This window comes from Leclercia adecarboxylata (assembly GCF_023639785.1).
Taxonomy (GTDB): domain Bacteria; phylum Pseudomonadota; class Gammaproteobacteria; order Enterobacterales; family Enterobacteriaceae; genus Enterobacter; species Enterobacter adecarboxylatus_D.
Genome location: NZ_CP098325.1, coordinates 663,348 through 680,937, shown reverse-complemented (window position 1 = coordinate 680,937; position 17,590 = coordinate 663,348). Strand labels below are relative to the sequence as shown.

Annotated in this window: 15 protein-coding genes and 1 pseudogene; 3 read left to right on the top strand and 13 right to left on the bottom strand. The window is 55.8% G+C overall.

Translation table 11 applies throughout. From position 1 onward, the window contains the following. Nucleotides 1-6: 6 nt before the first annotated feature. From ispH to NB069_RS03215, 6 genes and pseudogenes are all read right to left on the bottom strand, one after another. A complete protein-coding gene (gene ispH, locus NB069_RS03240; RefSeq protein WP_250587741.1) occupies nucleotides 7-957 on the bottom strand; it encodes a 4-hydroxy-3-methylbut-2-enyl diphosphate reductase in 951 nt (316 codons plus the stop codon). Beyond that, a complete protein-coding gene (gene fkpB / locus NB069_RS03235) occupies nucleotides 938-1,408 on the bottom strand; it encodes an FKBP-type peptidyl-prolyl cis-trans isomerase (RefSeq protein ID WP_138370401.1) in 471 nt (156 codons plus the stop codon). Before fkpB ends, ispH begins: the two co-directional genes overlap by 20 nt. Nucleotides 1,409-1,503: 95 nt before the next feature. Continuing rightward, nucleotides 1,504-2,004 (bottom strand): signal peptidase II, encoded by a 501-nt coding sequence (gene lspA / locus NB069_RS03230; RefSeq protein WP_039030431.1) that lies wholly within the window; start codon nucleotides 2,002-2,004, stop codon nucleotides 1,504-1,506. After that, nucleotides 2,004-4,820 (bottom strand): isoleucine--tRNA ligase, encoded by a 2,817-nt coding sequence (ileS, locus tag NB069_RS03225; protein ID WP_250587739.1) that lies wholly within the window; start codon nucleotides 4,818-4,820, stop codon nucleotides 2,004-2,006. Before ileS ends, lspA begins: the two co-directional genes overlap by 1 nt. A 33-nt stretch (nucleotides 4,821-4,853) precedes the next feature. Continuing rightward, nucleotides 4,854-5,792 carry a bifunctional riboflavin kinase/FAD synthetase gene (ribF, locus tag NB069_RS03220; RefSeq protein WP_250587737.1) on the bottom strand — a complete coding sequence of 313 codons (939 nt, stop codon included), beginning with the start codon at nucleotides 5,790-5,792 and terminating at the stop codon, nucleotides 4,854-4,856. 7 nt (nucleotides 5,793-5,799) lie between these two features. Beyond that, nucleotides 5,800-6,018, bottom strand: a pseudogene (locus NB069_RS03215) (DUF2575 domain-containing protein). A gap of 101 nt (nucleotides 6,019-6,119) precedes the next feature. Here NB069_RS03215 and rpsT point away from each other — a divergent pair. Further along, on the top strand, nucleotides 6,120-6,383 hold the full coding sequence (gene rpsT, locus NB069_RS03210; RefSeq protein ID WP_012015991.1) for a 30S ribosomal protein S20: 264 nt from the start codon (nucleotides 6,120-6,122) through the stop codon (nucleotides 6,381-6,383). Between the two features lie 57 nt (nucleotides 6,384-6,440). On the opposite strand, the gene nhaR is transcribed toward rpsT, so the two are convergent. The 4 genes from nhaR to dnaK all read right to left on the bottom strand — a co-directional run bounded on the left by nhaR (nucleotide 6,441) and on the right by dnaK (nucleotide 11,887). Then, complete coding sequence (gene nhaR / locus NB069_RS03205; RefSeq protein ID WP_250587735.1) at nucleotides 6,441-7,340, bottom strand: transcriptional activator NhaR; 900 nt, start codon at nucleotides 7,338-7,340, stop codon at nucleotides 6,441-6,443. A gap of 59 nt (nucleotides 7,341-7,399) precedes the next feature. Then, the gene (nhaA, locus tag NB069_RS03200; protein WP_250587728.1) at nucleotides 7,400-8,575 is read right to left on the bottom strand and encodes a Na+/H+ antiporter NhaA; all 1,176 of its coding nucleotides are present in this window, start codon (nucleotides 8,573-8,575) and stop codon (nucleotides 7,400-7,402) included. A gap of 172 nt (nucleotides 8,576-8,747) precedes the next feature. Beyond that, nucleotides 8,748-9,881 (bottom strand): molecular chaperone DnaJ, encoded by a 1,134-nt coding sequence (dnaJ, locus tag NB069_RS03195; protein ID WP_250587726.1) that lies wholly within the window; start codon nucleotides 9,879-9,881, stop codon nucleotides 8,748-8,750. Between the two features lie 86 nt (nucleotides 9,882-9,967). Next, nucleotides 9,968-11,887, bottom strand: coding sequence for a molecular chaperone DnaK (gene dnaK / locus NB069_RS03190; RefSeq protein WP_250587719.1), 1,920 nt, complete (start codon nucleotides 11,885-11,887; stop codon nucleotides 9,968-9,970). A gap of 296 nt (nucleotides 11,888-12,183) precedes the next feature. Between dnaK and satP the strand changes: the two genes are divergently transcribed. After that, nucleotides 12,184-12,753, top strand: a complete 570-nt coding sequence (satP, locus tag NB069_RS03185; RefSeq protein WP_250587717.1) for an acetate uptake transporter — start codon at nucleotides 12,184-12,186, stop codon at nucleotides 12,751-12,753. Nucleotides 12,754-12,802: 49 nt separating this feature from the next. On the opposite strand, the gene NB069_RS03180 is transcribed toward satP, so the two are convergent. The 3 genes from NB069_RS03180 to tal form a co-directional block, all read right to left on the bottom strand. Continuing rightward, on the bottom strand, nucleotides 12,803-14,092 hold the full coding sequence (locus NB069_RS03180) for an MFS transporter (protein WP_250587715.1): 1,290 nt from the start codon (nucleotides 14,090-14,092) through the stop codon (nucleotides 12,803-12,805). A gap of 122 nt (nucleotides 14,093-14,214) precedes the next feature. Beyond that, on the bottom strand, nucleotides 14,215-14,802 hold the full coding sequence (gene mog / locus NB069_RS03175; protein WP_114315925.1) for a molybdopterin adenylyltransferase: 588 nt from the start codon (nucleotides 14,800-14,802) through the stop codon (nucleotides 14,215-14,217). Between the two features lie 111 nt (nucleotides 14,803-14,913). Then, nucleotides 14,914-15,867, bottom strand: a complete 954-nt coding sequence (gene tal / locus NB069_RS03170) for a transaldolase (RefSeq protein ID WP_250587708.1) — start codon at nucleotides 15,865-15,867, stop codon at nucleotides 14,914-14,916. A gap of 261 nt (nucleotides 15,868-16,128) precedes the next feature. On the opposite strand from tal, the gene NB069_RS03165 reads away from it, so the two are divergent. Continuing rightward, nucleotides 16,129-17,559 (top strand): alanine/glycine:cation symporter family protein, encoded by a 1,431-nt coding sequence (locus tag NB069_RS03165; protein WP_250587706.1) that lies wholly within the window; start codon nucleotides 16,129-16,131, stop codon nucleotides 17,557-17,559. The last annotated feature ends 31 nt before the right edge of the window (nucleotides 17,560-17,590 follow it).

Genomic DNA, 17,590 nt, shown 5'->3' with positions numbered 1-17,590 from the left:
TGAACCTTACTCGACTTCCCGCGCGTCGATACGCAACTCTTTTGGCACTTCGAAGACAATGTTCTCTTCGCGACCTTCCAGCGGAACGGCCTCACCGCCACCCAGTTCCTGAAGGCGGGTAATCACGTTCTGCACCAGAATATCCGGTGCGGAAGCCCCTGCGGTAACACCAACGCAGGCCGCGTTTTTAACCCAGGCTTCCTGGATATCCGTCGCGTCGTCGATCAGGAATGCCGCCTTGCCCATTCGCTGTGCCAGTTCGGCCAGACGGTTGGAGTTAGAGGAGTTTTTCGAGCCGACCACCAGCACCACATCCGCCTGCTCCGCCAGGGCGCGCACCGCTTCCTGACGGTTAGTGGTTGCATAGCAGATGTCATCTTTACGCGGCCCGACGATTTTTGGGAAACGCTGACGCAAGGCGTCAATCACATCCGATGTATCATCAACCGAAAGCGTGGTCTGGGTCATGAACGACAGGCGTGCTTCGTTTTTCACGTTCAGCGTCAGCACATCTTCAGGCGACTCGACCAGATACATGCCCCCTTCCGGGTTGCTGTACTGTCCCATGGTCCCTTCCACTTCCGGATGGCCTGCGTGACCGATCAGAATCGACTCTTCACCCCGGCGGCTGGCACGAGCCACTTCCATATGCACTTTGGTCACCAGCGGGCAGGTGGCGTCAAAAACGGTCAGATCGCGATTTTTCGCTTCGTTACGCACCGCCTGAGAGACGCCATGTGCAGAGAAGATCAGAATAGCGCCATCCGGCACTTCGTCGATCTGCTCAATAAAGATTGCCCCGCGTGCGCGCAGGCTATCCACCACGTAGCGGTTATGGACCACTTCGTGACGGACATAAATAGGCGCGCCGTAAAGCTCCAGCGCGTTTTCAACAATGCTGATAGCGCGGTCTACACCGGCGCAGAAGCCGCGCGGGTTAGCCAACAGGATCTGCATTCACATCCTCCAGTACCGGGTCGATTTCCAGTACTTCAACATCAAAATGGACGGTACGCCCGGCGAGCGGGTGGTTGAAATCGACGGTAATCGAGTCGCCGTTGATTTCACGGATCACGCCTGGCATTTCGCTGCCATCCATAGCGGTAAAGAGCATTATTGCCCCGATCTCCGGTTCACCCGCATCCATAAATTCACGACGCGAGAAGTACTGGATCAGGTCCGGGGACGGCACGCCAAACGCAGCATCCGGCTCCAGAGAAAAGGTTTTTTTATCCCCTTCTTTCAGCCCCAGCAGCTGTTGCTCAAGACCTTCAGACAGAGAAGTATCACCCAGACGGAACAGCGCAGGTTTGCCGTTATTGCGGGTGGACTCCGCAGTGGAGCCATCATCAAGTTTCAGCGTGAAATGAACCAGCATCGCGCTGTTGGACTGTACGGATTTAGACATGCAGAGTGCTCACTCATTTTGCCCGGTGGCGCTGCGCTCACCGGGCCTACAACGATCGTAGGCCGGTGCAAGCGCAGCGCCGCCCGGCGGGTTTGTTACGCCTGCTCTTTCGCTGCGGGTTTCGGTAAGAAGCCCTCCAGCACAATCAGCGCCGCACCGATACAAATCGCCGTATCAGCCAGGTTAAAAGTGGCGAAGTGCCAGTTGCCGACGTAGAAGTCGATCATATCGACTACAAAGCCGTGCCACAGACGGTCGAACAAGTTACCCAGCGCACCGCCAATGATCAGCGCGTAGGCAATGTTGTTCAGCTTTTGCGTGGCTTTTCCGCGGTACATCAGCACGGCCAGCACTACACAGATACCAAGCGCGATACCCGCAAAGAACCAGCGCTGCCAGCCACCGCTGTCGGCCAGGAAGCTGAACGCCGCGCCATAGTTACGCGCATAGTGCAGATTAAGCGACGGGAACAGCGGTACGGTATCCCCCAGAGCAAAGTTCTGGAGGATCAGGTACTTGCTGCCCAAATCGATAATCAGCACGACTACCACCAGCCACAGCCAGCGCAGCCCTGTTGAAGAGAGTGATTTACTCATCAGGCAAACTTACGTTTTTCGCCATCACCGGCGACGTTGCTGACACAGCGTCCGCAGATATCTGCGTGTTCCGCCACCTTGCCGACATCAGTGGTGTAATGCCAGCAACGCGGGCACTTCTCACCATCGGCTTTCACCAGCGCCACCTTCAGCCCTTTGAGCAGTTCGCTCTGCTGGGCATCAGCGCTCGCGTCGGCATAATCCGCAACTTTCGCACCGGAGGTCAACAGGACAAATCGTAATTCATCGCCCAGCGCAGTCAGCTTCGCCGCCAGTTCTGGTTCAGCGTACAGGGTCACTGCCGCTTCCAGAGAGCCGCCCACTTTCTTGTCGGTACGCGCCTGCTCGATCACCTTGTTCACTTCGCCGCGCACTTTCAGCAGCTCGTCCCAGAAGGTATCGTTCATGGCTTCGGTCTCAGCCAGACCAAACAGACCTTCATACCACTCGCCGGTGAAGACATACTTCTCACGGTCGCCTGGCAGGTAGCCCCAGATCTCATCTGCGGTGAAGGACATGATCGGTGCCATCCAGCGCACCAGCGCTTCCGCGATGTGGTACAGCGCGGTCTGGCAGCTACGACGTGCCACGCTGTCCGCTTTGGCGGTGTACTGACGGTCTTTGATGATGTCGAGGTAGAACGAGCCCATCTCGATGGAGCAGAAGCGCATCAGGCGCTGCACCACTTCGTGGAAATCGTAAGAGTCATACGCTTTAACGATGTCTTCCTGCGCCGCCTGGGCACAACCCACCGCCCAGCGATCCAGTACCACCATCTCTTCCGGTTTCACCATGTCTTTTGCCGGATCGAAACCGTTAAGGTTCGCCAGCAGGAAGCGCGCGGTGTTACGGATACGACGATAGCTGTCGGCAGCACGCTTCAGGATCTCATCGGAGACCGCCATTTCACCGGTGTAGTCGGTCGATGCCACCCACAGACGCAGGATATCCGCGCCCAGTTTGTTCATCACGTCCTGCGGGGAAACGGTGTTACCGATAGATTTGGACATCTTGCGTCCCTGACCATCCACGGTGAAACCGTGAGTCAGTACCTGACGGTATGGCGCTTTGCCCTTCATGGCGGTAGAGATCATCAGAGATGACATGAACCAGCCACGGTGTTGGTCAGAACCTTCCAGATACATGTCGGCAGCGTGACCGGCAAATTCCGGACGCACATCAACCACGGAGGAGTGGGTAGAACCGGAGTCAAACCAGACGTCCAGGGTATCCGGCACTTTCTCGTAGTTATCAGCGTCATCGCCCAGGATGTCGCGGGAATCAAGATCCCACCACGCCTGAATGCCGTCAACTTCAACGCGCTTCGCCACTTCTTCCATCAGCTCCAGGGTGCGCGGGTGCAGCTCCTGGGTCTCTTTATGGACGAACAGGGACATCGGCACGCCCCAGGTACGCTGACGGGAGATACACCAGTCAGGACGGTTAGCCACCATGGATTCAATACGCGCCTGGCCCCAGTCAGGGATCCACTGTACGCCTTTGATCTCGGAAAGAGACTGCGCGCGCAGGCCTTTCTGGTCCATGCTGACGAACCACTGCGGGGTTGCACGGAAGATGATCGGCGTTTTGTGGCGCCAGCAGCATGGATAGCTGTGCTGCATTTTCTCAACGTGCAGCAGCGAACCGTTGTCGCGCAGCATGTTGACGATGATGTCGTTGGCTTTAAAGACGTTGATGCCGTCCAGCGTCGGGTAAGTACCTGGCAGGTAAGCGCCGTCCGGGCCAACCGGGTTAGCGATTTCCAGACCGTACTGCAGGCTGATGTTGTAGTCATCCGGGCCGTGACCGCCGGCGGTATGTACCGCACCGGTACCCGCTTCCAGAGTAACGTGCTCGCCCAGGATCGCCGGAACGTCGAAATCGAGGAACGGGTGCTTAAAGCGCATCAGTTCCAGCTCGGCGCCCTTCACGGTGCCAAGGACTTTATAATCGGTGATATTCGCGCGCTTGAGCACGCTTTCAACCAGATCTTTTGCCAGTATCAGCGCACGGCCCTCCACCTGTACCAGCGCGTATTCGAACTCCGCAGAGAGCGAGATCGCACGGTTGGCAGGCAGGGTCCACGGCGTGGTGGTCCAGATAACCAGGGAGATCGGGCCATTTACGCCCGGCAGACCAAATTTGCCCTGCAGCGCATCCTGATCGACCCCTTCAAAGGCCACATCAATGGACGGGGACGTTTTGTCGTAATACTCAACTTCCGCCTCTGCCAGCGCAGAGCGGCAGTCCACGCACCAGTGCACCGGCTTAGCGCCTTTGTGCAGGTGGCCGTTGCCGATGATTTTACCCAGCGCACGGATGATATTGGCTTCGGTTTTGAAGTCCATGGTCAGGTACGGGTGCGACCAGTCGCCCAGCACGCCCAGACGGATAAAGTCTTCACGCTGACCGTTAACCTGAGTGGCGGCGTATTCGCGGCACTTGGCACGGAATTCAGCAGCGGTGAACTTCTCACCCGGCTTGCCAAACTCTTGCTCCACTTTCAGCTCGATCGGCAGACCGTGGCAGTCCCAGCCAGGAACGTAAGGCGAGTCATAGCCCATTAAGCCTTTGGACTTAACGATAATGTCTTTCAGAATCTTGTTTACAGAGTGACCAATATGAATGCTGCCATTCGCATAGGGAGGGCCATCATGCAGAATGAAAGTTTTTTTACCTTTTTTGGCTGCACGGATGATGCCGTACAGGTCATCATCGGTCCAACGCGCCAGCATTCCCGGTTCACGCTTGGCGAGGTCGCCGCGCATCGGGAACCCTGTTTCCGGCAAATTCAGGGTTGATTTATAGTCACTCATCAGATTCTCGGTTCCGTATTTATATCTCAGGCATTAAGCCGGGTTTGATAGCCCAAAAATTTCGCGGGCTGTTAATTCATCTCTCGCGATTTGCGCTTTCAGCTCATCAAGCGAGGCGAATCGCTGTTCATTGCGTATTTTTTTACGCAGGATTACATCTATATGGCGACCGTAGAGGTCCATTACAACGTCCAGCAAATGCACTTCGAGCTGCTGACGCACGCCAGCAACAGTCGGACGGGTGCCAATATTGGCGACGCCGGGTAAAGGCTTATCACCCAGCCCCGTCACTTCTACCGCATAAACCCCTTTGACCGGGGAAACCTGACGGCGCAACGGTAAATTCGCCGTAGGGAAACCAATGGTGCGGCCCAGTTCGTCGCCATGCACAACACGCCCGGAGATGGAGAACGGGCGTCCGAGCAGTTTTGCTGCGGTGTCGAGATCGTCATCGGCTAACGCCTGACGAACCGCCGTGCTGCTGATGCGCACGCCGCCTTCGCAAAAGGTCTGGGTGCTGGTGACGTCAAAGCCATACTCCAGGCCAGCCTTCTGTAATAGCAAGAAATCCCCCTGACGACCAGCGCCAAAGCGGAAATCATCACCCACAGCCAAAAACTGCACGCCAAGACGATCGACCAGCAGGTCGCCGACAAAATTTTGTGCCGTCAGCGCGGCAAAGCGTCGGTCGAAACGGACGCACAGGACATAGTCCACACCGCACTGCGCCAGATAACGCAATTTTTCACGCAGACGAGTCAGGCGCGCAGGCGCTTTTTCGCTGGCAAACAACTCCAGCGGCTGCGGTTCAAAAATCATTACTACGACCGGCAGACCCCTTGCCCGGCCCTCTTCACGCAATCCCTGCAACAGCACCTGATGCCCACGATGCACGCCGTCGAAATTACCAATAGTCAGCACACACCCATGCGGGGCCTGACTGAGATTATGTATGCCGCGTATCAGCTTCATGACTGGCTCAAAACAGTGAAAATCGCCAAAGTATACCTTGTACAGCGGTTAAGGTTAACCGGCGATTGTTCACGCAAAACAGAAAGCCGTAATGATTTCATCAGGCTTGCCTTTCACAGCGAAAAAATCTGCCTACAGATGACGATTTTTGTGTCGAAAAGCTGTATTCACAGGAGACAAGCTGGTAGAATCCTGCGCCATCACTACGTAACGAAGCGTCGCTAATTAACGGCGCTTATTTGCACAAATCCATTGACAAAAGAGGGCAAAGAGGGCATATTCCTCGGCCTTTGAATTGTCCACATAGATCATATTTGGGAGTTGGACTTGGCTAATATCAAATCAGCTAAGAAACGTGCCGTTCAGTCTGAAAAGGCTCGTAAGCACAACGCAAGCCGTCGCTCTATGATGCGTACTTTCATCAAGAAAGTATACGCAGCAATCGAAGCTGGCGACAAAGCTGCAGCGCAGAACGCATTTAACGAAATGCAACCAATCGTGGATCGTCAGGCTGCTAAAGGTCTGATCCACAAAAACAAAGCAGCGCGTCATAAAGCAAACCTGACCGCGCAGATCAGCAAACTGGCTTAATCGCCACTTGTTGTTGCTTGTTTAAAGAACCCGCTTAACGCGGGTTTTTTTATGCCTTCAGAGTGCCGGTGGCGTGAACAGCGCGCTGTAATCCTGGTTACAGATACGCTGCACCGCCGGATGCTGAATCATCCTTGCGGCAAATATGGCGTGATACTCTTCCATCACGTTATCCACCCGCCCTATCTCGGTAATTTTCTCGTCCGCATACAGATCCTGAGCATAGAGCGTTGGCGCGACAAAAATCGCGTTGTGCGCTTCACCGAAGGCTTTCATCAGCGCGGCATCGTCAAACTCACCCAATATTTCGACGTTCAGCCCCTGCGAATTAAACCAGTTCAGCAGCTTGCGTCCCAGCATTGAGCGTCGTCCTGGCACCAGCAGGCGGCGCTCTTCCAGACAGGCGGGGAACGGCTTTTCTGGCGGCGGATTGCTGCACCAGAAGCTGACCCCGCACTCGCCAATTTTCACCGAAAAAAGGCCTTCCTGCTGGGTGGAATCGATCGGGCAGTCGGAGATGATCATGTCCAGCTTGTGCTGGCTCAGCTGCTCCAGCAGCATCTCGTGCGTGGATTCAAAACAGCGCAGGTGGATCTGCTCATCCTTCACAACTGCCGCATCCAGCACACCGCTGACCAGCCGCTTCGACAGCGCATCCGCGACACCCACATCGAAGAGCAGGTTCGATTCCTTGCGGTAGTTGACAATATCAAGCATCTCCTGGCTCAGGGTGAACATTTTATCCGCGTAGCGGAACACCAGCTCACCCAGCTCGCTTGGCTCTATACCGCGGCCCTTACGCTTGAACAGCTTCCCCTGCAGGCGTTCTTCAAGGGCTTTTATCTGCCCGGTAATGGTCTGTGGCGTCAGATAGAGCGCCTCCGCCGCGCCGACAACCGAGCCCTCTTTATAGACATGCCAGAAGTAGTAAAGATGGTTGTAGTTAAGATGAGACATATGACCCTCGCTCCCTGATAGTGTTAACGGGAGGGCTGCCTGTCCCTCCCGGAATCCCGTTACGCCGGATGGACCTGCCCCGGCAATTTCGTTTTCAGTAAGGCATAGCCAATGAATGCCGACAACAGCGATCCGGTTAAGATAGCCAACTTAGCCCAGTCGATGAGCTCTGGAGCATTCGCGCCAAACGCCAGCGTGGAAATAAAGATCGACATTGTAAAGCCAATCCCGCAAAGGACGCCAACGGCCATGATCTGGCGGCAGGTGGTTCCGTGCGGCAAGGTGGCCAGCTTCAGCTTCAGCGCCAGCCAGCAGAAGAGGCTTATCCCCAGCGGCTTACCGATAAACAGCCCGGCGACGATCCCCAGCGGCAGCATCGACATCATTCCATCCAGCGTGACGCCCTTAAGGGAGACGCCGGCGTTAGCAAAGGCGAAGAGCGGCAGGATCATGAAAGCGACCCATGGATGCAGGACGTGCTCCAGCTGCTTCGCCGGGGATTTACCGTCCTGCTTCTTCAGCGGCACGAAGAAGCCGATAATCACCCCGGCCAGAGTGGCATGCACACCCGATTTCAGCACGGCTGTCCAGAGCACCATTCCCACCAGCACATAGATACCAATCCGACGTACGTTGAAGATATTCAGCAGCGCCAGAGCCGCGATAGCTGCTGCCGCCACGCCCAGGGATAACATCGACAGCTCGCTGGTGTAGAACAGAGCAATAATCACTATCGCGCCCAGGTCATCGATGATTGCCAGCGCCATCAGGAAAATTTTCAACGCCATTGGCACGCGGTTGCCTAACAGTGCCAGGACGCCTAAGGCGAAGGCAATATCCGTGGCCGCCGGGATCGCCCAGCCGTCACGGGCAACGGGGTCCTGATAGTTAAAGGCCAGGTAGATAAGCGCCGGGACGACCATCCCGCCGATAGCGGCAATCACCGGGAACGCTGCCCGCTGACGGCTTGCCAGAGAGCCCTGAATCAGCTCACGCTTGACCTCCAGCCCCACCAGCAGGAAAAAGACCGCCATCAGGGCATCGTTGATCCACAGCAGCATGTTCTTGTTGATTTCCAGCACACCGACCCGTAACTCAACGGGGGTTTCCAGAAAAGCGTGGTACAGGTCGCGGGTCGCACCCAGGTTTGCCAGCAGCATGGCAATGGCTGCGGCCAGGATAAGAATAATGCCGCCAGAGGCCTCATTCTGAAAAAAACGGTGTAGAAGTTTCACTATTACTCTCTCTTTTTACGGCAATCCCTCGGTAAAACCATCATACTCGCGGAAATTCATCGGTAAAAGCAGGTATATATTGAATATACACTCGGTTATTCCGATCTGATTCTTTGACAATAAAAAAGCCCGGAATCGCTTCCGGGCTTTGAGAGTAAGGTCAGCTCACCGATTAGCGAGTCAAATCGTCAAAGAATTTTTTCACGCCATCAAAGAAGCTTTTGGAGCGCGGGCTGTTGTTCTCACCCGTTGGACCGCCAAAGCTCTCCTGCAGTTCTCTCAGCAGTTGCTTCTGCTTCTCGTTCAGACCAACCGGGGTTTCCACCACCACGCGACAAAGCAGGTCGCCCTGAGCACCGCCACGCACCGATTTCACCCCTTTACCGCGCATGCGGAACAGCTTGCCGGTCTGGGTTTCGCCAGGCACTTTCAGGTTTACGCGACCGTCCAGGGTTGGGACTTCGATCTCGCCGCCCATCGCCGCCATGGCAAAGTTGATCGGCACTTCGCAGTACAGGTTGTTGCCTTCACGTTCAAAAATAGCATGCTGCTTAACCTGAACCTGAACGTACAGATCGCCAGCCGGTGCGCCGTGTTCCCCTGCTTCGCCTTCGCCAGACAGACGGATACGATCGCCGGTATCCACGCCCGCCGGGATTTTAACCGACAGGGTTTTGGTCTTCTCGACGCGACCATGGCCGTGACATTTGTTGCACGGATCCTTAATCAGCGTACCGCGACCCTGACAGTGAGGGCAGCTCTGCTGCACCGCGAAGAAGCCCTGACGCATCTGCACCTGGCCAGAGCCATGACAGGTTGGACAGGTTTGCGGCTTGGTGCCGACTTTCGCGCCGCTGCCGTGGCAAACGTCGCACTCTTCCAGCGTTGGGATGCGGATCTCTTTCGTCACGCCACGGACCGCCTCTTCCAGCGTCAGCTCCATGTTGTAACGCAGGTCTGCGCCACGGGCTGCACGCTGACGACCACGGCCGCCACCGAAGATATCGCCGAACACGTCACCAAAGATATCGCTGAAATCTGCGCCGCCGCCGCCGAATCCGCCGCCGCCCATACCGCCCTGTTCAAACGCGGCATGACCATACTGATCGTAGGCTGCACGTTTCTGCGCATCGGTCAGGACTTCGTAGGCTTCTTTGATCTCTTTAAACTTGGCTTCGGCCTCTTTGTCACCCTGGTTGCGGTCCGGGTGATATTTCATGGCCAGGCGCTTATACGCCTTTTTGATTTCACGCTCTTCCGCTGTTTTGGAAACGCCCAAAATCTCGTAATAGTCTTGCTTTGCCATCTTGTTTTATCTGCCCCTAACATGCGTGCACGGGCGGAGAGGAAACCTCTTCGCCCGTGCCAGTGTATTACCCGTTCAAAGGGCGATTATTTTTTGTCTTTCACTTCTTCAAACTCAGCGTCGACAACATCGTCATCTTTCGCGTTGTTCGCAGAAGAGTCAGCACCCGCGCCAGCCTGCTGCTGTGCGTGCTGCTGCTGCGCGATTTCCATCAGCTTCTGGGAAACCTGCGCCAGTTCCTGCATCTTCGCTTCGATGTCGGCTTTGTCTTCGCCTTTCAGGGACGCTTCCAGCGCGCTCAGAGCAGACTCGATAGCCGTTTTGTCGTCAGCTGGCAGTTTATCGCCTGCTTCTTCAACCTGCTTACGGGTGCTGTGCAGCAGATGGTCACCCTGGTTGCGGGTCTGAACCAGCTCTTCGAACTTGCGGTCAGACTCGGCGTTCGCTTCTGCTTCGCGAACCATCTTCTGGATCTCTTCTTCGTTCAGACCAGAAGAAGCCTTGATGGTGATCTTCTGCTCTTTACCGCTGTTTTTATCCTTCGCGGAAACGTGCAGGATACCGTCAGCATCGATGTCAAAGGTAACTTCGATCTGTGGCATACCGCGCGGCGCCGGGCTGATACCGTCGAGGTTGAACTGGCCCAGATCTTTGTTATCTGCGGCACGTTTACGCTCACCCTGCAGCACATGGATGGTTACCGCGGACTGGTTGTCTTCAGCGGTAGAGAACACCTGGCTGTGCTTGGTTGGGATGGTGGTGTTTTTGGCGATCAGCGCCGTCATCACACCGCCCATGGTTTCGATACCCAGAGACAGCGGGGTAACGTCCAGCAGCAGAACGTCTTTAACATCACCGGTCAGTACGCCGCCCTGAACAGCAGCACCGATAGCCACGGCTTCGTCCGGGTTAACGTCTTTACGCGGCTCTTTACCAAAGAATTCAGCCACTTTCTTCTGAACCATTGGCATACGCGTCTGACCACCCACCAGGATAACGTCCTGGATTTCGGATACGGACAGGCCAGCGTCCTGCAGAGCAACTTTCAGCGGCTCGATGGAGCGGTTAACCAGATCTTCGACCAGGCTTTCCAGTTTCGCACGAGTCACTTTGATGTTCATGTGTTTTGGACCGGTCGCGTCTGCAGTGATGTACGGCAGGTTCACGTCGGTCTGCTGCGCAGAAGAGAGCTCAATCTTCGCTTTTTCTGCGGCTTCTTTCAGGCGCTGCATTGCCAGCGGGTCGTTACGCAGGTCAATGCCCTGGTCTTTCTTAAACTCGTCAACGAGGTAGTTGATCATGCGGCTGTCGAAGTCTTCACCACCCAGGTGGGTATCACCGTTGGTTGCCAGAACTTCAAAGGTTTTTTCGCCGTCAACTTCGTCGATTTCGATAATAGAGATATCGAAGGTACCGCCACCGAGGTCGTATACCGCGATGGTGCGGTTGCCGACTTCTTTATCCAGACCGTAGGCCAGTGCCGCTGCGGTTGGTTCGTTGATGATACGTTTGACTTCCAGGCCCGCGATACGGCCGGCGTCTTTGGTCGCCTGACGCTGCGCATCGTTGAAGTATGCGGGTACGGTGATAACAGCTTCAGTTACCGGCTCACCCAGGTAATCTTCAGCGGTTTTCTTCATCTTTTTCAGCACTTCAGCAGAGATCTGCGGCGGTGCCATTTTCTGGCCTTTAACATCAATCCAGGCGTCGCCGTTTTCAGCGCCGATGATTTTGTACGGCATGATGGCTTCATCACGCTGTACTTCTTCGTCCTGGAAGCGACGGCCAATCAGGCGCTTGATCGCAAACAGTGTGTTTTGCGGGTTTGTCACTGCCTGACGTTTAGCCGGCTGACCAACCAGAGTTTCACCATCCTGGGTATAGGCAATGATAGAAGGCGTGGTGCGATCGCCCTCGGCATTCTCCAGCACACGTGCAGTAGTGCCGTCCATAATCGCTACACAAGAGTTGGTAGTACCCAGGTCGATACCAATAATTTTACCCATCTAAACGTCTCCACTATAAATTCGGTCAACATGTGGTTGTGTACCTGTAATAAGGGCAGAAGGTGTTTTTTCAACTGCCCAGATTTGAATTTTTTCAGGTCCACACACTGCGGTTGACTACAAGATGGGGTCGCAACGGCATCCATCAAGGGGGACGGATAAAAAAATTTTTAATTTCACCCTGATTAGATCATAGACGGCATCGATAGCGCCCATTATGATGCCGCGCCCCGCCAGGGAGAATTGGCGTGGGATTAACCATTTCACCATTTTAATGATGATTTTTTTGAGGACTTATGGGCAACACTAAGTTGGCTAATCCGGCTCCGCTGGGCCTGATGGGTTTTGGCATGACCACCATTCTGCTGAACCTGCACAACATCGGGTTCTTCCCGATGGACGGCGTTATCCTGGCGATGGGCATTTTTTACGGCGGTATCGCACAGATTTTCGCGGGCCTGCTGGAATATAAGAAAGGCAACACCTTCGGTTTAACCGCATTCACCTCTTACGGCTCTTTCTGGCTGACCCTGGTCGCCATCCTGCTGATGCCGAAATTAGGTCTGACTGACGGGATTAACGCCCACTTCCTGGGCGTCTATCTGGGCCTGTGGGGCGTCTTTACCCTGTTCATGTTCTTCGGCACCCTGGTGGGTAACCGCGCGCTGCAGTTCGTATTCCTGAGCCTGACCGTGCTGTTCGCCCTGCTGTCCGTCGGCCATCTGGTGGATAACGGCGAAGCCATTATCCACGTGGCGGGCTGGATTGGCCTGGTCTGCGGCGCCAGCGCCATTTACCTGGCGATGGGTGAAGTCCTGAACGAGCAGTTCGGTCGCACCGTGCTGCCGATTGGTGAAAAACACTGATCCCCTCTTTGTACTGACAAAAGGCCGGGCGTACTGCCCGGCCTTTTTATTATCCCGCAAGAACCGGTACTTCCACCGGTTTCTGGCGCAGCCAGATCCCCAGCGCCAGCCCCATCAGCGACAGGGCCAGCACATACCAGGCTGGCGCCATTGGCGATACGCCCATCAACAGGGTCACGGCAACCGGCGTCAATCCGCCGAAGATGGCGTACGAGACATTGTACGAGAACGAAATACCGGTGAAGCGCACTTCCGCCGGGAAGGCGCGGACCATAACGTAGGGCACGGCGCCCACCACGCCCACGCACAGCCCTACCGTGCCGTAGAGCAGGAACAGCTGTTCGGGATGGCTGCCAGCAAGATGGTAAAACGCCCAGCTCGATCCGGCCAGCAACAGGCTGCCGATGATAAAGGTCAGGCTGGAGCCAATACGATCTACCGCCAGACCGGCAATCAGACAGCCAAAGCACAGCATAATAGTGGCAATACTGTTGGCCTGCAGCGTCACCGCCGGGGCAAAACCGTACTGTTTTTGCAGCCAGACCGGCGACATCAGAATCACCACCACGATGCCGGCCGACAGCAGCCAGGTCAGCAGCATCGATACCACCACCGCCTTTCTGTGCCGCACCACCACCGCTTTAACCGGCAGCTCCTGCGCCAGCGCCTTACGCTGCTGCATCTCAAGAAATACAGGGGTCTCCTGCAGCCAGCGACGAAGATACATGGCCACCAGACCAAAGGCACCGCCCAGCAGGAACGGAATACGCCAGCCCCAGTCGTGCACCGCCTGCTGAGTCATGCTGGTATTCACCAGTGTCGCCACCACCGAGCCCAGCAGAATGCCGACGGTCAAGCCGGCGGTCAGCGTGCCACAGGCAATGCCGATCCGCCGGGCCGGAACATGTTCCGCCACAAACACCCACGCGCCCGGCACTTCACCGCCAATCGCCGCGCCCTGCAGGATGCGCATCAGCAGCAGCAGGACCGGCGCGAGAATACCCATGGAGGCATAGGTGGGCAGCAGGCCAATCGCCAGAGTCGGCACCGCCATCAGCAGGATACTGAGGGTGAACATCTTTTTACGCCCCACCAGATCGCCAAAGTGGGCCATCACGATACCGCCAAGAGGGCGCGCCAGATAACCGGCGGCGAAAATGCCGAAGGTCTGAACCTGACGCAGCCATTCGGGAATGTCTGCCGGGAAGAACAACTCCCCAACGACAGCGGCGAAAAAGACGAAAATGATGAAGTCATAAAACTCCAGCGCGCCGCCGAGAGCGGCAAGCGTGAGGGTTTTATAATCCTGACGATTGAGAGGCCGGGTGTAATGTGACATAGCGAACCATTATGGGCTGATTGTTGAGTTATATTTACAGCTGTCGTAAAGAAAAAATTACTATACCGTAAATCAATTAACAGGCTACCGTCATTACAGCTTATGTCACATTATCGTTAATTTCAGGAGATTGTTTCACGCCTTGCGCTTTTCGGGCGAAAAGCTGCTACTACCTGCGGATCGGTTTCGACGTAGGGCCCTTCCAGAAGCTGTACACAATACGGTACACTGGCAAAAATCCCCGCCACCACCACTTTGCCGTCAGCCTCTTTAACCCCTTCCAGCGTCTCTTTGATCGACTTCGGCTGGCCCGGTAAGTTGAGGATCAGCGCCTGCTTGCGGATCACCCCGACCTGGCGTGAGAGGATTGCGGTTGGCACAAAGTGTAGACTGATCTGGCGCATCTGTTCGCCAAAGCCCGGCATTTCACGATCGGCAATGGCAAGGGTTGCGTCCGGCGTCACGTCACGGCGCGCCGGCCCGGTTCCGCCCGTGGTCAGCACCAGATGGCAGCTCATTTCATCAACCAGTTCACACAGGGTTTGCTCGATGACGGCCTGTTCATCCGGGATCAGACGGGTTTGCACTTCAAAGGGCGTCGTCAGGGCAGAAGCCAGCCAGGCTTCCAGCGCAGGGATGCCTTTATCTTCATAAACGCCGCTGGAGGCGCGGTCAGAGACAGAAACTAAGCCAATGCGTAAGGTATTCATATCCATTCCATTCAAACAATACTGATTGAGAGGAATGATACACGCAGGAAGGAGATTCAGACAGGGGACGAGAGAGGTAGCGTGACCGGGAGCCCGGTCACGCCAGAATGATTACAGCAGTTCGCCGATCATTTTTTCCAGTTTTTCCTGGTCGATGGCAAACTTACGGATACCGTCCGCCAGCTTGTCTACCGCCATTGGATCCTGGTTGTGCTGCCACAGGAACTCGGATTCAGTGATGCGCTCTGGACGGGCTTTCACTTCGCCGCTGAAGCTCAGTTTACGCTCAATTGCGCCTTCGCTCTCTGCCAGCTCTTTCAGCAGCGCAGGTGCGATGGTCAGGCGGTCACAGCCAGCCAGCTCCAGGATCTCGCCCACGTTACGGAAGCTTGCGCCCATCACCACGGTTTCATAACCGTGCTGCTTGTAATATTCGTAGATTTCAGTCACGGAAACCACGCCCGGATCTTCAGCTGGCGCATACTCTTTCTTATCGGTATTGGCTTTGTACCAGTCCAGAATACGGCCCACGAATGGAGAGATCAGGAACACGCCCGCTTCTGCACATGCACGCGCCTGCGCGAAGGAGAACAGCAGGGTCAGGTTACAGTTGATGCCTTCTTTTTCCAGCTGTTCTGCAGCGCGGATGCCCTGCCAGGTGGAAGCCAGTTTGATCAGGATACGGTCGTTGCTGATGCCAGCATCGTTGTACAGCTTGATCAGGCGTTTGGCTTTCGCGATAGAGGCTTCGGTGTCGTAAGACAGACGCGCATCAACTTCGGTAGAGATACGGCCCGGAACCAGTTTCAGGATCTCCAGACCAATGTTAACGGCCAGTTTGTCGGTCGCATCAACAACCTGCTGATCGCGGGAATCGCTCTGGCTTTTCGCCCAGGCAACAGCCTCATCAATCAGTTTGCGGTATTCAGGGATCTGTGCAGCGTTAAGGATCAGAGAAGGGTTCGTTGTGGCATCCTGCGGCTGGTACAACTTCATTGCCGCGATATCTCCGGTGTCAGCGACAACAGTCGTGAACTGACGAAGGGAGGTTAATTTATCCGTCATGATAGTGTTTCTCTTTAACTTGCCCTGGATAATTCGCGTTACCAGCAGAATGCCAGAAACGGAAAAATGACAGGTTTACTTGTTAGGGGGATGTAACCGGTCTGCACTGATGATAACACGACGGAATGTCAGCGCAACCGCAGACAATGCGCTGAAGAATACTGTGATAAACTCCTCAAATTAATTGGCTGCTAATTAACTGTTTGCCCAATCATTCGAAGCGATTAGCTATGCACTTTGGCATCAACATGAGGGACGTTAATGCCTGATTATCTTTCGTTTATCAATGAAGTCCTGTGGGGTTCGGTAATGATTTACCTGCTTTTTGCGGCAGGTATCTGGTTCACCGTTCGCAGCGGCTTTATTCAGTTTCGCTCTCTTCCCCAACTGCGAAAGAATCTGAAAAACAGCCTGAGCCCGCAACCGGGCGGCTTAACCTCGTTCCAGGCGCTCTGCACCAGCCTGGCGGCCCGGGTCGGCAGCGGTAATTTAGCCGGGGTCGCGCTGGCCGTCTCCGCGGGGGGGCCAGGGGCGATATTCTGGATGTGGATGACCGCCATCATCGGCATGGCGACCTCCTTCGCGGAGTGCTCATTAGCGCAGCTTTATAAAGAAGCGGATAAAGAGGGACAGTTTCGCGGCGGCCCGGCCTGGTATATGGCCCGCGGGCTGGGCATGCGCTGGATGGGCGTGCTGTTTTCGATCTTTTTACTCGTCGCCTACGGTCTAATTTTTAACACCGTTCAGGCCCACTCTGTCGCCCACGCGCTGCGCTTTGCCTTCGATTGCCCGGAAGTTCTCACCGGCTGCACGCTGGCCGTGCTGTCCATGGTGGTGATTGTTACTGGCATAAAGGGCGTCGCCAGGCTGATGCAGTGGATGGTGCCGGTGATGGCGCTGCTGTGGGTCATGGCCAGCCTTCTCATCTGCGTCTGGCATATCGACGCGTTACCGGCGGTCTTCAACCTGATCTTTAAGAGCGCCTTTGGCTGGCGTGAAGCGGCGGCCGGGGCGCTGGGCTACACCCTGAGTCAGGCCCTGACGGCAGGTTTTCAGCGCGGCATGTTTTCCAACGAAGCGGGCATGGGCTCAACCCCTAATGCCGCCGCAGCCGCTGCATCCTGGCCCCCTCACCCGGCCGCTCAGGGGATCGTGCAGATGATCGGCGTATTCGTCGATACCATTATCATCTGTACCGCCAGCGCCATGATTGTACTGCTGGCAGGCCCGGTGGACCTCCCGGCAGAGACCGCAGGTATACAGCTAATACAGCAGGCGCTGATAAACCTGACCGGCGGCTGGGGAGCCGGATTTGTGGGCATCATCATCATTCTGTTCGCCTTCAGCTCAATCGTGGTGAATTACATCTATGCCGAAAACAACCTGCTCTTTTTGCACCCCGACGCCCGGCGCTCGCGCTGGCTATTGCGGGGCGGCGTTGCGGTGATGGTGCTGCTTGGCTCGCTGCTAAGCCTGCCGACGGTCTGGCAGCTGGCGGACATCATCATGGCCCTGATGGCGATCACTAACCTGACGGCCATCCTGCTGCTCTCCCCGGTGGTGACCCTGATTGCCCGCGACTACCTGCGCCAGCGCAGGCTGGGCGTTCAGCCGGTTTTTGATGTTTCCCGTTATCCGGAAATTGAAGAGCAACTTGCCCCGGGGGCCTGGGATGATTTGCCACGTCAATAACAGCCATCGATCACTCGAGACGGTTTTTTTG

What these genes read in the sequence shown, in the direction of transcription:
- nhaR (WP_250587735.1), bottom strand. Translation starts at nt 7,340, where the DNA reads ATGTCTCATCTTAACTACAACCATCTTTACTACTTCTGGCATGTCTAT.
- mog (WP_114315925.1), bottom strand. Translation starts at nt 14,802, where the DNA reads ATGAATACCTTACGCATTGGCTTAGTTTCTGTCTCTGACCGCGCCTCC.
- dnaJ (WP_250587726.1), bottom strand. Translation starts at nt 9,881, where the DNA reads ATGGCAAAGCAAGACTATTACGAGATTTTGGGCGTTTCCAAAACAGCG.
- NB069_RS03165 (WP_250587706.1), top strand. Translation starts at nt 16,129, where the DNA reads ATGCCTGATTATCTTTCGTTTATCAATGAAGTCCTGTGGGGTTCGGTA.
- ispH (WP_250587741.1), bottom strand. Translation starts at nt 957, where the DNA reads ATGCAGATCCTGTTGGCTAACCCGCGCGGCTTCTGCGCCGGTGTAGAC.
- satP (WP_250587717.1), top strand. Translation starts at nt 12,184, where the DNA reads ATGGGCAACACTAAGTTGGCTAATCCGGCTCCGCTGGGCCTGATGGGT.
- NB069_RS03180 (WP_250587715.1), bottom strand. Translation starts at nt 14,092, where the DNA reads ATGTCACATTACACCCGGCCTCTCAATCGTCAGGATTATAAAACCCTC.
- ribF (WP_250587737.1), bottom strand. Translation starts at nt 5,792, where the DNA reads ATGAAGCTGATACGCGGCATACATAATCTCAGTCAGGCCCCGCATGGG.
- dnaK (WP_250587719.1), bottom strand. Translation starts at nt 11,887, where the DNA reads ATGGGTAAAATTATTGGTATCGACCTGGGTACTACCAACTCTTGTGTA.
- ileS (WP_250587739.1), bottom strand. Translation starts at nt 4,820, where the DNA reads ATGAGTGACTATAAATCAACCCTGAATTTGCCGGAAACAGGGTTCCCG.
- tal (WP_250587708.1), bottom strand. Translation starts at nt 15,867, where the DNA reads ATGACGGATAAATTAACCTCCCTTCGTCAGTTCACGACTGTTGTCGCT.
- fkpB (WP_138370401.1), bottom strand. Translation starts at nt 1,408, where the DNA reads ATGTCTAAATCCGTACAGTCCAACAGCGCGATGCTGGTTCATTTCACG.
- lspA (WP_039030431.1), bottom strand. Translation starts at nt 2,004, where the DNA reads ATGAGTAAATCACTCTCTTCAACAGGGCTGCGCTGGCTGTGGCTGGTG.